Origin of the sequence: Klebsiella sp. 64 (assembly GCF_018223915.1) — a bacterium.
GTDB lineage: Bacteria > Pseudomonadota > Gammaproteobacteria > Enterobacterales > Enterobacteriaceae > Klebsiella > Klebsiella pneumoniae.
The window spans coordinates 1-13,124 of record NZ_JAGRQZ010000054.1; the positions used below are offsets into that span (position 1 = coordinate 1).

General features: G+C 58.9%; 14 protein-coding genes and 1 pseudogene. 8 read left to right on the forward strand and 7 right to left on the reverse strand.

What is annotated here, in order from left to right:
- From KHQ23_RS25710 to KHQ23_RS25720, 3 genes are all read left to right on the forward strand, one after another.
- On the forward strand, nt 1–373 hold a 373-nt coding region (locus KHQ23_RS25710; RefSeq protein WP_374193681.1), incomplete at its 5' end, for a PTS transporter subunit EIIC.
- A gap of 151 nt (nt 374–524) precedes the next feature.
- Nucleotides 525–1,427: a DMT family transporter gene (locus KHQ23_RS25715; protein WP_002923118.1), complete on the forward strand. Its 903-nt coding sequence runs from the start codon at nt 525–527 to the stop codon at nt 1,425–1,427.
- Between the two features lie 106 nt (nt 1,428–1,533).
- Nucleotides 1,534–1,824 carry a YicS family protein gene (locus tag KHQ23_RS25720; protein WP_002923120.1) on the forward strand — a complete coding sequence of 97 codons (291 nt, stop codon included), beginning with the start codon at nt 1,534–1,536 and terminating at the stop codon, nt 1,822–1,824.
- A gap of 3 nt (nt 1,825–1,827) precedes the next feature.
- On the opposite strand, the gene KHQ23_RS25725 is transcribed toward KHQ23_RS25720, so the two are convergent.
- The 4 genes from KHQ23_RS25725 to galB are packed head-to-tail and all read right to left on the reverse strand — an operon-like array spanning nt 1,828 to nt 5,230.
- A complete protein-coding gene (locus KHQ23_RS25725; RefSeq protein ID WP_032435234.1) occupies nt 1,828–2,691 on the reverse strand; it encodes an NAD(P)-dependent oxidoreductase in 864 nt (287 codons plus the stop codon).
- 2 nt (nt 2,692–2,693) lie between these two features.
- Nucleotides 2,694–3,779 carry a 4-oxalomesaconate tautomerase gene (locus KHQ23_RS25730; RefSeq protein WP_004145035.1) on the reverse strand — a complete coding sequence of 362 codons (1,086 nt, stop codon included), beginning with the start codon at nt 3,777–3,779 and terminating at the stop codon, nt 2,694–2,696.
- Nucleotides 3,780–4,493 (reverse strand): 4-carboxy-4-hydroxy-2-oxoadipate aldolase/oxaloacetate decarboxylase, encoded by a 714-nt coding sequence (locus KHQ23_RS25735; protein ID WP_020801778.1) that lies wholly within the window; start codon nt 4,491–4,493, stop codon nt 3,780–3,782.
- The gene (galB, locus tag KHQ23_RS25740) at nt 4,490–5,230 is read right to left on the reverse strand and encodes a 4-oxalmesaconate hydratase (RefSeq protein WP_004145037.1); all 741 of its coding nucleotides are present in this window, start codon (nt 5,228–5,230) and stop codon (nt 4,490–4,492) included. Before galB ends, KHQ23_RS25735 begins: the two co-directional genes overlap by 4 nt.
- Nucleotides 5,231–5,357: 127 nt before the next feature.
- On the opposite strand from galB, the gene KHQ23_RS25745 reads away from it, so the two are divergent.
- Nucleotides 5,358–6,584, forward strand: coding sequence for a LysR family transcriptional regulator (locus KHQ23_RS25745; protein ID WP_002923147.1), 1,227 nt, complete (start codon nt 5,358–5,360; stop codon nt 6,582–6,584).
- Here the strand turns inward: KHQ23_RS25745 and KHQ23_RS25750 are convergent.
- From KHQ23_RS25750 to KHQ23_RS25760, 3 genes are all read right to left on the reverse strand, one after another.
- Nucleotides 6,581–7,843 carry a gallate dioxygenase gene (locus KHQ23_RS25750; protein ID WP_002923152.1) on the reverse strand — a complete coding sequence of 421 codons (1,263 nt, stop codon included), beginning with the start codon at nt 7,841–7,843 and terminating at the stop codon, nt 6,581–6,583. The genes KHQ23_RS25745 and KHQ23_RS25750 overlap by 4 nt on opposite strands.
- A gap of 13 nt (nt 7,844–7,856) precedes the next feature.
- Nucleotides 7,857–9,227 carry an aromatic acid/H+ symport family MFS transporter gene (locus KHQ23_RS25755; protein WP_002923153.1) on the reverse strand — a complete coding sequence of 457 codons (1,371 nt, stop codon included), beginning with the start codon at nt 9,225–9,227 and terminating at the stop codon, nt 7,857–7,859.
- Between the two features lie 211 nt (nt 9,228–9,438).
- Nucleotides 9,439–10,380 carry a LacI family DNA-binding transcriptional regulator gene (locus tag KHQ23_RS25760; protein WP_002923154.1) on the reverse strand — a complete coding sequence of 314 codons (942 nt, stop codon included), beginning with the start codon at nt 10,378–10,380 and terminating at the stop codon, nt 9,439–9,441.
- Nucleotides 10,381–10,673: 293 nt separating this feature from the next.
- Here KHQ23_RS25760 and KHQ23_RS25765 point away from each other — a divergent pair, with 293 nt between their 5' ends.
- The 4 genes and pseudogenes from KHQ23_RS25765 to KHQ23_RS25780 form a co-directional block, all read left to right on the forward strand.
- The gene (locus KHQ23_RS25765) at nt 10,674–10,988 is read left to right on the forward strand and encodes a PTS sugar transporter subunit IIB (RefSeq protein ID WP_004145041.1); all 315 of its coding nucleotides are present in this window, start codon (nt 10,674–10,676) and stop codon (nt 10,986–10,988) included.
- Nucleotides 10,989–10,999: 11 nt separating this feature from the next.
- Nucleotides 11,000–12,322, forward strand: coding sequence for a PTS cellobiose transporter subunit IIC (locus KHQ23_RS25770; RefSeq protein WP_002923156.1), 1,323 nt, complete (start codon nt 11,000–11,002; stop codon nt 12,320–12,322).
- Nucleotides 12,323–12,419: 97 nt separating this feature from the next.
- Nucleotides 12,420–12,722, forward strand: coding sequence for a PTS lactose/cellobiose transporter subunit IIA (locus KHQ23_RS25775; RefSeq protein ID WP_002923158.1), 303 nt, complete (start codon nt 12,420–12,422; stop codon nt 12,720–12,722).
- A 144-nt stretch (nt 12,723–12,866) separates the two neighbouring features.
- Nucleotides 12,867–13,124 (forward strand): annotated as a pseudogene (locus tag KHQ23_RS25780) (hypothetical protein); the annotation flags it as partial.

The window sequence follows — 13,124 nt, forward strand, 5'->3', positions numbered from 1 at the left end:
GGCGCTGTTCTGGCGGGCGAAGCGCGATTCGCTGCTGCGAACCCAGATTAAAGGGGCGATTATTCCGGGCTTCCTCGGGATTGGCGAGCCGCTGATCTACGGCGTCACCCTGCCGCGGATGAAGCCGTTTGTCACCGCCTGCCTCGGCGGCGCCTGCGGCGGGTTCTTCGTCGGACTGATCGCCTGGCTGGGGCTGCCGGTCGGCCTGAACACGGTGTTCGGTCCGTCCGGTCTGGTGGCGCTGCCGCTGATGACCTCCGGCAGCGGAATTTACGCCGGGATGGCGGTCTACGCCGGCGGGCTGGCGGTCTCCTACCTGTGCGGCTTTGTCCTCACCTGGCTGTTCGGCAGTAAAAATGTCGATTTAAGCTAGAACGCGACTATCGGTTAATGCCCGGCGGCGGCTTCGCCTTACCGGGCCTGCAAAATAGTTACGCCGCCGCGCCCGACTACCATTTCCTGCCCCGCCGCCCGGGCGCGCGCATGCTATGATTCCCCTTTGTCATATTTCGCTTGAGGAAAAGATGGGCTCCAGCAAAAAAGGGATGCTGAACGTACTGATTGCCGCCGTGCTGTGGGGCAGTTCCGGGGTGTGTGCGCAATTTATTATGCAGGAAAGCCAGATGTCGTCGCCGTTTCTGACCATGACGCGTCTGCTGTTCGCCGGGCTGATCCTGCTGATGCTCGGCTTTGTTCACGGCGACCGCATTTTCCGCGTGCTGCAAAACCGCCGCGACGCCCTAAGCCTGCTGTTTTTCTCGCTGTTTGGCGCGCTAACCGTGCAGTTCACCTTTCTGATGACCATTGAAAAATCCAATGCCGCCACGGCCACGGTGCTGCAGTTTCTGTCGCCGACGATCATCGTCGCCTGGTTCGCCCTCGCCCGCAAAGCGCGTCCCACACCGCTGGTGCTGGGGGCTATCTGCACCTCGCTGGCGGGCACCTTTCTGCTGGTGACCCACGGCAACCCAACGACGCTGTCGATTTCGCCGGCGGCGCTGTTCTGGGGGATCGCCTCGGCGTTTGCCGCCGCCTTTTATACCACCTATCCTTCAACGCTGATTGCCCGCTACGGGACGCTGCCCATCGTCGGCTGGAGCATGCTGTTCGGCGGCGCGATGCTATTGCCGTTTTACGGCGGCCAGGGCACCGATTTTGTGGTTAACGGCAGCCTGCTGTTAGCTTTTTTCTACCTGGTGGTGATCGGTACTTCGCTGACCTTCAGCCTCTATCTCAACGGCGCGCAGAAGATTGGCGGCGCAAAGGCCGGGATCCTCAGCTGCGCCGAACCGCTGAGCAGCGCCCTGCTGTCGCTCCTGCTGCTGGGGATCACCTTCACGCTGCCGGACTGGCTGGGCACTCTGCTGATCCTCGCGTCGGTGGTGCTGATCGCCATCGACTCGCGGCGGCGGGTGAGAGCCGCCTGAGCAGGCGATAAAAATTGCATTTTCAATAAGTTAAACTGACCACTATTTGCGTGTTTTCGCGCCTGCGCATATAGTTGACGGAAGCGATTACGGAAGGAGAAGCCTGATGAAAGCATGTTGGATGGTATGCCTGGTCACCGCCCTGAGCGCCACGTCGGCGTGGGCCGAATCACCGCTGCAAAGCCTGCAGTTCGAGCAGCAAAAACAGCAGGTGCTCAAAGCGGTGAAGGAAAAATGCGCGCCAGCAAGCCACCTCAGCGACAACGATTTTGCCAATAAAGTGCTGGCGACCGACGGTAACAAGAACGCGGTCCGCGAAGCAACGCTGGCGAAGGAGCGCAATAACCAGAAAAGCTACCAGGCCGCAATCGACAAAATCGTCTGTCCGGCCAAATAGCGGTTATTTCAGCCTCGCGACCAGCGTTTTCCAGTCAAACGGCGTAAGCTGCCTGTAGCTCAGGCTACGGGCGGCCATCTGCTCCGGCAGCTGGCGCTGGCTTTTCGCGATCGCCTCGCTCATTATCCCGGCGCTCCCCACGTCACGCAGGGTTTTCACCACCTCTTCCATCTCTTCGCTGCGCCGAATGCCATGTTCCGCCACCCGGCTGATCAGATAGTCGGGGAACGCGCCTGTCCAGCCCAGAGAGGGAAAACTATGATGCAAGGAGCTAAGCACCTCCTCCTCAACGCCGTATTCACGAGCCGCGAACAGGCATTCTGTGGTAAGCGCTTCAAGACCTTTGATCATCACGCTACGGCACATTTTTATCGCCGACACCTGGCCCACCGTACTGGCGCCATAGCGGGCATTCAGCCCCAGCCTCTGCAGACGCGGCGCGATCGCCTCCGCCTGCGGCCCGCCGATCAATAACGGTGTCTGCAATCGGGCCGGCGGTACCGGCGCCATCACCGCGACATCAATGTAGGCGCCCGGCAGAAAATGTTCAGCCGCCTGCCGTTTCGTCTCCGGCGCCACGGAGTTGAGATCGAGGAAATATTGTCCCGGCTGCAGCAGCGCGGCCGCCTGCTGCGCCACCTTTAGCGCCTCACCGGCGGTCACAGTAGAAAAAACCAGCGTGGCCCCCTCCAGCGCCTGCGCCAGCGAATTTCCCACCTGAACGCGCGAATCACGGGCTTTTTTGCCCATCGCCTCTCGCTCCGGGCCATTGAGCTTGCCATCCCAAATGGTCACCGCATGCTCACGGGCCAGATCCGCCGCCAGAATGCCACCCGCCTCGCCAAAACCAATAAACGCGATTGTCATCATCACTCCTCACGCGGCCAGACGCGGGCCGGAATAAAAACCTCGCCAGCAAACAGCAGTCGCGCCGTGCGTAACAGGCCGCAGCCAGCCAGGGCGCCGTCAGCATCAAGCTGAAGCGTCACGCTAAATTCGCCTGTCGGATGCTCGACGCTGAGCAGCGGCGTATCGCCTGGCGCTACCTGCGCCAGGCCCTGCGCGACAGAGCCGGGGAGCAGACAAGCGCTGGCCACGCTCACCGCGCCAAATACGCCGATCGACGCGTGGCAGCGGTGGGGGATAAAGGTGCGGCTGCTGATGGCGCCGCCGTGTCGCGGCTCGGCGATCAGGGTCATCTTGGGCACCGTGCGCTGGCTGACGTCGCCAAGCTGCATCAGCGGCCCGGCCTGCAGGCGAATCGACTCCAGGCGACGTTTAAGCGCGTCGTCATTATCCAGCTGTTCGCGCGTCTCATAGCCGGTGCAACCGAGGTCGCACGCGCGCAGCAGGATCACCGGCATTCCGTTATCGATGCAGGTCACCTCGACGCCGTCAAAACGGTCACGAACCCGGCCGGTCGGCAGCAGCGCCCCGCAGCTGGAGCCGGCGACATCAAGAAAATGGAGCAGGATCGGGCTGGCGCTGCCCGGCACGCCATCGATACGGCTCTCGCCGACGTAGTTGACCCCGTCGGCATCGCAGGGGATCTCTGCCACCGCCAGTTGCCCCGTGTTCTCCATAAAAATACGCACCCGAGTGAGCGGCGCATCGTGGCGAACCAGACCGCGCTCGATGGCGAAAGGGCCAACGGCGGCGAGAATATTGCCGCAGTTTTGGCCGTAATCCACGGTAGCCGCCGCCACGTTCACCTGGGCAAACAGATAGTCCACATCGGCGTCAGGCCGTGCGGAGCGGCGGATAATCGCCACTTTGCTGGTCAGCGGATCGGCGCCGCCGATCCCGTCAATTTGCCGGGGATCAGGCGAGCCCATCACCGCCAGCAGCACCGCATCACGTCGCACTGGATCGGCAGGCAGATCGTCGGCCAGAAAACAGGCCGCTTTAGAGGTGCCGCCGCGCATCCATAGACAGGGGATTCCGCGTTGCGCCATTTATTCCTCCACCTCGTCTGCGCGGTCGTAATACCGCAGGCCCTTTTCCGCCAGACGCGGACGCATAGCGTAAATATCCAGCCCCAACTCGCCATGGCGCATCCGCTCACGTTTCGCAAGCTCATTGCTCATGCGGGCTTCCGCTTTATGGAGCACATCACGGACCCGGGCGTGAGGCAGCACCACGACGCCATCGTCGTCGGCCACTACGACATCGCCCGGCTGGACAAGCTGACCTGCGCATATCACCGGGACGTTAACCGAACCGAGGCTCTCTTTCACCGTCCCCTGGGCATAAACCTGACGGGACCAGACGGCGAATCCCATTTCCCGCAACGTTTGCGAATCACGAATGCCGATATCGCCCACCAGCCCGACCACGCCGCGCGATTGGAGAGACGTCGCCAGTAGATCGCCGAAGAAGCCATCGCCGCACGGCGAGGTCGGGGCCACCACCAGAATATCGCCGGCGCGGCACTGCTCGACCGCCACATGAAACATCCAGTTGTCGCCAGGCGTCACCAGCACGGTTACCGCGTTGCCCGCCCGGCTGACGCCCTGCTGAATCGGACGGATTGCCGGCCCCATCAGCCCCTGACGATCCCAGGCTTCATGGAGCGTCGCCACCCCGGCCGCCTCACAGCGGCGCAAAACCGCCTCGTCATGGCGCGGCAGGTGGCGGATCACAAGGCCTTTTTTATTTAACAGGTTCATGCCAGGTTCTCCGTTACGCGGGGGAAGATGCTCTGGAAGGCTTCGCCGTGAACGATATCGCGCGCGGCCGTGATGCCGATATTGCGCTTGGCCTGCACCCCGCGCTGCAGCGCCACGCGGGTGTAGTATTCCCACAGATGCTCCTGACCCTGCATGCACTGAATGGCCTGATACTTTTTCTCCCAGACGGCGGTGATGTCCAGTAACACATCGGGTTTCCAGTTGCACTGCTCCGGCTGGTGCGGTTCGAAACAGTAAACCGGGGGAGCAGCGACAATTTTCTCACCGGGGCGATAGCCCTCTGCCTGGGCGATAATCCGCGCTTCCTGCGCCAGATGGGAGGCCAGGGGGTGATCGTAGTTATAGGGATCCTGCAGGGAGTGCGTCAGGACAAAGTGGGGCTGGATACGGCGATACACATCCGCCAGACGAAATAGCGTCTCTTTATCGGCGCGCAGCGGATAATCGCCGATATCAAAGAATTCGACGCTGGCGCCCAGGATCGCGGCGGCGGCCTGCGCCTCTTCGCGACGCACCTGCTTCACCGCCTCCTCGGTCATGTTGCCTTTACGCCACAGTTTGGCGGACTCGCCGCGCTCGCCAAAGGATAAACAGACCACATGGACCTGATAGCCCTGCAGGGCATGCAGCGCTATCGCACCGCCCGCGCGCCAGACGAAATCGGCCGAGTGGGCGCTGACGACAAGGGCACTTTTTTCGCTAACCGGATGAGACATGATGGCTTCCTCTGTTGTTTTTTTCAGCTTGTCATGTCCCGTCGTGGGGAGGTAATTCGTTAACTTGCGAAGGCTATGATTTTTATTTATGTTGTCGTCTCACTCACTTTTTCAGGCCTGACGAACAATGCTAAAGAGAAAGCACGATAAAATTATAAATATCATGCAGCTGCGCTTTTTCTGTCAGGTCGCGCTGCGCGGTAGCGTCTCACGCGCGGCCGATGACTTATTCCGCACGCAGTCAGCGATAACCCGGGCTATTCGCGATCTTGAAGCCGCGTTGAACGTCACGCTGTTCGAACGCCATTACAGCGGCATGGTGCCCACCGAGTATGGCAAGTGCATCCTGCCGCGCGCCCGGCGGGCGATTGACGACCTGCAGGCCATCCCGGCGCTGCTGCAGAAGCACCATACCCGCAGCAGCGGCCCGCTGGCGGACGCCGGCTGGCTGTTCAATACCCGCCGCTTAGCCATTTTTATTCAGCTCTATCACGTCAACCATACCCAAACCGTCGCGCAACAGTTGGGGATCACTCAGCCGGCGGTCAGTGCCGCGCTGAAGGTCCTGGAAAAAGGAGCGGATTCGGCGCTATTTCGCCGGACGCCAGAGGGGGTGCGTCCCACGCCTGCCGCAGAGCTACTCTATCCCCCGGTGAGCAGAGCGCTCAACGAGCTGGAAAACATCTGGAGCGATCTCGCTGCCCGTCGCGGGGTGCTGGAGGGCACCGTGCGCATTGGCGCCCTGCCGCTGAGCCGGACCCGGCTACTGCCCTCCGCCATCGCCGCCTTTCTGGCCCAGCACCCGGGCATCACCCTCATGACCAATGAAAGCCCGTATGAGTCGCTGGTCGCCGATATGCGGGCAGGTAATATCGATTTTATTATCGGCGCCCTGCGCCAGGATGAAGATCTCCCGGACCTCTGTAGCGAAGCGTTATTCGAAGAGGATATGTTGATTTTACTGCGTAATAACCACCCGCTGCTGCGCCATCCGGACCCGCGCAGCCAGCTGGCGACAGCGCAATGGGTGCTGCCGCGCGCCAACGCGCCGGCGCGCAATTTGCTGGATAAGGCGTTTGTCACCCTGGGGCTGCCGCTGCCCCAGCCGACGGTGGAGACCGGGGATGCGGCGATGGTGCGAGGATTGCTGCAGGGCTCCGACATGCTGGCGGCGGTCTCCGCCAGCCAGATGCGTTTTGAAACTGACAATGGGCTGCTCAGCGTGTTGCCGGTTCCCCTGCCCGATACCACCCGGCGTATCGGGCTGACGTTTCGCGCCGGCAGCCTGCCCTCCCCGGCGACGCAGGCGCTGTTGCGTTTTATTTATCAGCAGGTTCAGGACGGGGCCGTTTAACGTTTACCCGCCACCGAATAGGTTACCTGCTGGTTGCGCGTTTGCTGAAACGCCTCCAGCGTCTGCCCGCGCATCGCGGCGTAAATATGCAGGTTGGATACGCCGACCACCGCGCCCATTTTCTCCAGCAGGAAGAAGCTGGCGCCATACTGAATTAATCCCCGCCAGTCGCGCGCGTTGAGCAACTGCTGTTCCTCCTCACTCAGTCCGGCTTCGGCATAAAGCGACTGAGGCGACTGCAGAAAACGTTCGCGCCAGGCAGGCTCAATCAGCCGATGCAGGAAACGGTTAAGCCGCAAGCCATTCAGGCTGCGCTCGTGGGTAAAAGGATAGGTTCCCGGCAGTTTCTCCACCCCGGCCAGCTGCTGCGCCATATGCTGGCGATGGCGCGTCAGGGTATCGACGGGGGGCAGGCGCGCATTGTTCTCAAGGATCAGCGTGGCGATACCGGTCATCGACGGCAGGTAATAGTCGCGCCAGGTTTCGGTGACATTGGCTGATAGCGCGCCGCGCATCACCAGCCACATGATCACTTCGGACCCCTCCATCCCCCCCAGCTCGGCATATTCGCCAAGGGTCATTTCGGTAAGCTTTTCCGGGTCATTAACCAGCATATCAACAAACTGGGCATCCCAGTCGGGATTATTAAATCCGCAGCGCTCGCCATGAACCTGATGCGAGAGCCCGCCGGTCGCGACAATCGCCACATTGATATCTTCCGGGAAGCTTTCAATCGCCCGGCGCAGCGCCTGGCCGAGTTTGTAACAACGGCGCGCGCTTGGTACCGGAAATTGCAGCACGCCGATCTGTAACGGGATCACCGCCGTCGGCCACCCCTGCGCTTCATCCCAGGGCAACAGCGCCGAAAGCGGCGAGAAAAGGCCGTGGTCGAGCTTTTTATCCATAAAGAACGACATATCAAACTCGTCGGCCATCAGGCTGGCGCCAATGTGCCTTGAGAGCGCCGCGTTGCCCTGGACCGGCGGCAGACAGCGCGGTCCGCCGCCCTCATCGGCAACGTCATATTGACTATCGATTCCCAGCGTAAAAGTCGAATAGTGATCGAAGAAAAAGGCGGTCACATGGTCATTAAAGATGTACACCAGCGCATCCGGTTTTTTCTCCTCCAACCAGCGCTGCAGCGGTTCGAAGCTCTGGAAGATCGGCGCCCACGCCGGATCCTGCTGTTTATGATGATCGACCGCGAAGCCGATAGTCGGGGTATGAGAGACGGCGATACCGCCGAGAATGTTAGCCATCAGATAACTCCACTTATCGGTGTTCGAGGGGGGATGACAAAGCGTCAAGTTCTGCCTCTGTGAGTCGAGGCTTAGCGTGATTCATACGGTGCAACAAAATACAGATCCCCGCCAGGCAGGCCGGCAGCGCAAGCACCAAAAAGATCGACGAGTGTCCCGGCACGGCCAGCATCAGCATCCCGCCCAGCGTGGAGCTGAGGATAGCCCCGGTACGGCCGATACCATGCATCCAGCTGACTCCGGTAGCGCGGATCTCGGTTTGATAATAGGCGGGCGAATAGGCCTGCAGACCGTTCTGCGCGCCGTTAATGCACATCCCGCTGATAAAAATCAGCACCGACAGCGCCGCCGAACCGAAATCCATTACCCCCTGGGACAACAGGCACAGACAGCCGAGGAAATAGGTTGCCGCAATCACGGCTTTCGCCGAAGCGCGATCCATCAGCATACCGACAAGGATCCCGCCCAGCGGGCCGCCGAGCTGGAACAAGCCGGTCATCATCGCCGCCTGCTGCAGCGACAGCCCGCCGGAGCGGAGAATGGTTGGCAGCCAGCCGTTCAGCAGGTAAATCACGAACAGCCCCATAAAATAGGTTAACCACAGCGCTATCGTGCCGCGGGCATAGCCATGCCGGAACAGCTGCGCCACTTTGCTGCTCCGCGTGATGGGCGGCGCATTCAGCTGGAAAACGGTTTCAGCCGTAAACTGGCCCCCAAGCCGGTTAAGCGCCCTGGCAATCTGCTCGCCCGGTAGTCGGCGCGCCACCATGTTCATCGCCGACTCTGGCAACATCACGATCATAAAGGGGAGCACCACGAGCGGCAGCACGCCGCCAAAAACCAGCGCCGAGTGCCAGCTGTAATGCGATAACAAACCGGCGGCGATAAAGCCGCCGAGGCCGGAACCCACGTTAAAACCGCTGTACATCAGGGTGATCATCACCCCTTTACGCCGCTCCGGCATATATTCCGCCACCAGCGTGACGCAGTTGGGCATTACGGCGCCAAGGCCAAGGCCGGTGAGAAAACGCATCAGCGCCAGCTGCGTCGGGCTTTGCGCCACGGCGCCGGCCAGGCTGAACAGCGCAAACAGCGCCACCGACCAGAGTAAAATTCGCTTTCGGCCGTAGCGGTCAGAAAGCGGACCCGCTACCAGGGCGCCAATGGCGACGCCGAACATGGCCGCCCCAAGAATCGGCCCCATTTCGGCCCGGCTGATGCCCCAGTCTTCGATGAGCGCCGGGGCGACAAAGCCCATCACCGCGGCGTCATACCCATCCAGCATAATGATGATGAAACAGAGCAGCAGCACGTTCCATTGAAAGCGCGAGACCGGGCGGGTATCTATCCACGCTTTCACATCGACAACGTTCGTGTGATTCATAGGGTGACTTCCTCAAGCAGGCGGTACGAATGTTCTGGTTAGTGTTTTTTGAGTGGAACTTTCGTACTCAACTTAAGGCAGGTCACGCAGGCTGTCCGGTTCGAAAATCCGGCGTCAGATATGAGTTTTATTTATAATGTGAGGGATACGACAAAAACCAGCCAGCAAAAAACCCGCAGCCAACGGCGGCGGGTCAGGGCAAGAGCAGCGTTTAGTGCTTCGGAATAATTAAATCGCCGCGCAGCGGGCTGCCGCCCGGGTTGTCCGTTTTCTCGGTCAGCCAGTTGACGATCCGCGACGCCATCGCGTCCATGGAATATTCAATCGCCGGGATAGTCGGGATACCGGGCAGCTGTAACGATCCGGCGAGGCTAAACACCATGACATTTTGCGGAACGGCGCGGTTAAACGCCTGCAGCTGCGGCACCACGCGCTGCGCCTGCTGTTCATCGCTCACCAGCAGCGCGTTAAAGTTCAGCGTCGTGGCGTTATTGACCAGCTCTTGCACCGCCACCGACGGCGAGGTGTTATCCAGAAACACCAGGTTGCGATTAAACGGCAAAAAGTTTTTTTCCAGCGCGTGCTTGTAGCCCAGCAGCACCTGGTCGGCAAAGCCGCTGCTCTGCGGATGAATCAGCGCAATCTGCCGTCTCCCCTGGCTAATCAGATAGTGACAGGCGGTTTCGGCGGCGAAAGCATGATCGAACTGAATACTGTTGTCGCCTTCGCTATCGAGGCAGTCCACCAGCACCACGTCCGGGCGGTTAATATTCAGAGGAAAACGCGCACCGATGATTAGCACGTTATCGCACAGCCCGCAGGTCAACTCCTCCAGAGAGTTCATCACGCCGTGGCTGGTGTTGGCGAAGCGCAGCAGCAGGTGTTTCTGGTGCTGGCTGAGCTGTTTTTCCAGGGCGTAGAGATAGCTGGTGGTTTGATTGATGTTGTCCTGGGCGCAGATGACGCCGATGCAGCCGGTGGACTGGCTGAGCAACGACTGGGCTATCATGTTTGGCCGGTAATTGAGCGCTTCCGCCGCCTGCAGCACCGCCTGACGACTGGCTTCCTTCACGCCACGTGAGCCGCTCAACACTCGCGACACCGTGGCTTTGGAAACCCCGGCAAGTCGTGAAACATCATTGATTGTCGACATCATTTTCCCCTGCGCGGGCGCCGCGTCCCGCCAAAATCCTGTAAACCTGAATCGCTTCAATTATGACCAGCGCAGTATATCCATTTCGCCATTTGTTTGGAAACCGATTTTCCATTTCAGCGCAAAACATCGCCAAATCGACAGAATAATGTGAGCGAAATCCAATAAATCCGCCCTATAAGCAGGAGATCTTGACCACTATCACAGTTCTGCTTTTTATAAATGGAAACCGGTTTCCGTCTGATATCAAATCACCCACGCAATAACTTTTTACATTTTGAGGATGGTCGTCGATGTACAAGATTATGCTGTGCTGCTCTGCCGGGATGTCCACCAGTCTGCTGGTCAGAAAGATGGTTGAGGCGGCGAATGAACGTGACCTGCCGGTGCAGATTGACGCCTATGGCGTTTCCGAATTTGACATGCAGTTTCCGCAGTATCAGGTGGTGTTGCTTGGCCCCCAGGTGAAATACATGTTGAAAACCCTGTCTGACAAAGCGGCTTCCCTGAACATTCCCGTTCAGCCCATCGATACGATGGACTACGGTATGCAGCGGGGAGACAACGTCCTGAATTATGCTCTGTCGCTGATCCCAGCGGCGCACTGAGAGGTGTTGAAATGAGTTCTCTGTATCAGTCCATGATTGCCGTGATCGAGCAATCTATTACTCCGCTGGCAGGACGCCTTGGGCAGCAGAAATACGTTATCGCTATCCGCGATGGCTTCACTGCCGCCTTGCCGTTTATGATCATCGGCTCTTTCATGCTGGTATTTATCTTTCCGCCGTTTTCACCCGATACCACCAACGGCTTTGCCCGCGGCTGGCTTGATTTCTCCCAGCACTACCGCGAACAGCTGATGCTGCCGTTTAACCTCAGCATGGGCGTGATGACCTTCTTTATCTCGGTCGGCATTGGCGCCAGCCTCGGTCGTCAGTTTCAGCTCGATCCGGTGATGTCCGGTCTGCTGGCGTTTATGGCTTTCCTGCTGGTCGCCGCACCCTATGCCGATGGCAAAATTTCCACTCAGTATCTGTCCGGTCAGGGCATTTTCACCGCGCTGATCACCGCCATCTACTCCACCCGCGTTTACGCGTGGCTGAAGCAAAACAACATTACGATTCGTCTGCCGAAAGAGGTCCCCACCGGCGTCGCCCGTTCGTTTGAAATCCTGATCCCGGTGCTGGTGGTTATTGCGACTCTGCATCCGCTGAATCTGTTTATCGAAGCGCAGACCGGGATGATCCTGCCGCAGGCGATCATGCATCTGCTGGAGCCGCTGGTTTCCGCCTCCGACTCGCTGCCGGCGATTTTGCTCTCTGTTCTGATGTGCCAGATTTTCTGGTTCGCCGGTATCCACGGCTCGCTGATTGTTACCGGCATTATGAACCCGTTCTGGATGGCCAACCTGTCGGCAAACCAGGCGGCGCTGGCGGCTGGCACGGTACTGCCGCACGTCTACCTGCAGGGCTTCTGGGATCACTATCTGCTGATTGGCGGCGTCGGTTCTACCCTGCCGCTGGCCTTCCTGCTGCTGCGTAGCCGGGCCACCCATCTGCGCACCATCGGCAAGATGGGCATCGTGCCGAGCTTCTTTAATATCAACGAGCCGATTCTGTTCGGGGCGCCGATCATCATGAACCCGATGATGTTTATCCCCTTCGTCTGCGTACCGATGGTCAACGCGGTGCTGGCTTACGGCGCGACGCGTCTTGGCTGGCTGAGCCAGGTTGTGTCGCTGACGCCGTGGACTACGCCGGCCCCAATTGGCGCGTCGTGGGCGGCTAACTGGACCCTGAGCCCGGTGGTGATGTGTCTCATCTGCATGGTGATGTCGGCGGTCATTTACCTGCCGTTCCTGCGCGCTTATGAACGTTCCTTAATGAAAACCGAAGTTGAGAAAGCCAAAAATAGCGTTCCGGTAGCAGAAACCGTTAGCTAATCCCTCTCCTTCCGGAGAGATAATAAGATGACAGCGTAATAATGCAGAAAATGGACTTTCACTGCATTATTAAATAATAAATACCTCAGGAATACACATGATTGAATTAGAAGATGCGGTAATGGAAATTATCGTTAATGCGGGACAGTCACGCTCATTATGTTTTGAAGCGCTGCATGCGGCCCGAACCGGAAATATCGACGAAGCGCGCTTACTCTTAAACGAGGCCGACGGCTACGCCCGCCGGGCGCATCAGATGCAAACCCAGCTCATCGGGCAGGATGCCGGTGAAGCGCGTCAGCCCATGACGCTGATTATGGTACATGCCCAGGATCATTTGATGAATTCGCTGCTGGCCCGCGAGTTCTCAGAAGAATTAATCCATCTGTACCAGCGTTAATTAATATGGAATAACGTTAGCGAGAATATTATTCTCCGGCGTCGCTGTACCCTAAAAAACAAATCAGCTTATTTTGGCTATTTATTCTAGCCAGAATGGGATGGTTATTATCTGAAATATATTAATTATTAAAGCGAGATAACCATGAATACTGTAAAAAAACTGCCTTTAGCCATGGCGGTTGTCGCCGCGCTGTGCCCAATTTCTGTCATGGCGCAAGAATTTACGCAGGAACAGATCGACGCCATCGTCGCCAAAGCCGTTGATAAAGCGCTGGCCGACCGCCAGGCGAAAATCGACGCCGCGGCCAACAAAAAGGTCGACGTGATTACTAACCCGGAAACCACCGCCGCCTCGCCGGATATGGCCATTCCGTTCGGCCTCAAGTTCAGCGGCTACGCC